General features: G+C 38.5%; 1 protein-coding gene. It reads left to right on the top strand.

The features are described from left to right. Window positions 1-27 precede the first annotated feature (27 nt). Window positions 28-855 (top strand): M56 family metallopeptidase (locus F1E73_RS17135; protein ID WP_317132997.1); only part of this gene is annotated, 828 nt, incomplete at its 3' end.

Here is an 855-nt window from a genome sequence, read left to right as displayed (position 1 = left end):
TTACAGTAACAGAAAAAAAGTAACGAAATGATACAGTACATCCTAGAGTGCATGGCGTTTCAGCTGTTATTTTTAATAGTGTATGACCTGTTTTTGAAAAAGGAAACTTTTTTCCAATGGAACAGGGCATACCTTCTAAGCTCTTTTGTGCTTTCCATTGTACTTCCTTGGATAAAGATCGAAGCCCTAAAGACTACGGTGTCCCAAGAATCCTTTGTATATCCGGAATATCTGTGGGGCATGGACATGTCGGCTGGAGTGGTAGCGACCCCTGAACTTTCAGCCTCAATCCAACTTTCTACCACCGAAATGGTTCTTTATGGGGGAATGCTCTTAGCAGCAGTATTGTTTTGCTTTAAACTGTATCAAATAGTACAACTAAAAAGAAAGGGCGAGATCCGCTACTTTAAAAGTTTTACCAGAATAATGGTGCACAATAGTCAAATGGCCTTTTCATTTTTCAGGTCCATTTTCATAGGGGACAAAGTATTGGAAAAGGATCATGATAGTATCATTCAGCACGAGCTGGTGCATATAGAACAGCGCCATTCTTTGGATTTATTATTCTTTGAGCTCATGCGGATTATTGCTTGGTTTAATCCCCTAGTCTACGTCTATCAAAACCGAATTTCCGAATTGCACGAGTTCATCGCCGATGCAAAAGTGGCCAAAACACACAAAGCAGCTCAATACCAAATGTTGTTATCGCAGGCTTTTCAGACCCAAAATATTTCATTCATCAATCATTTTTATAAAAGTTCATTAATCAAAAAACGAATCGTCATGTTACAGAAAACAAAGTCAAAACAAATCTGGAGGTTAAAGTATTTATTGATGCTTCCCTTGGTCCTTGGT

It is taken from the genome of Arenibacter lacus, from assembly GCF_008711145.1.
Taxonomy (GTDB): domain Bacteria; phylum Bacteroidota; class Bacteroidia; order Flavobacteriales; family Flavobacteriaceae; genus Arenibacter; species Arenibacter amylolyticus.
Note: the sequence above shows the minus strand (reverse complement) of the source record. Positions and strands in the feature narration are given on the sequence as shown.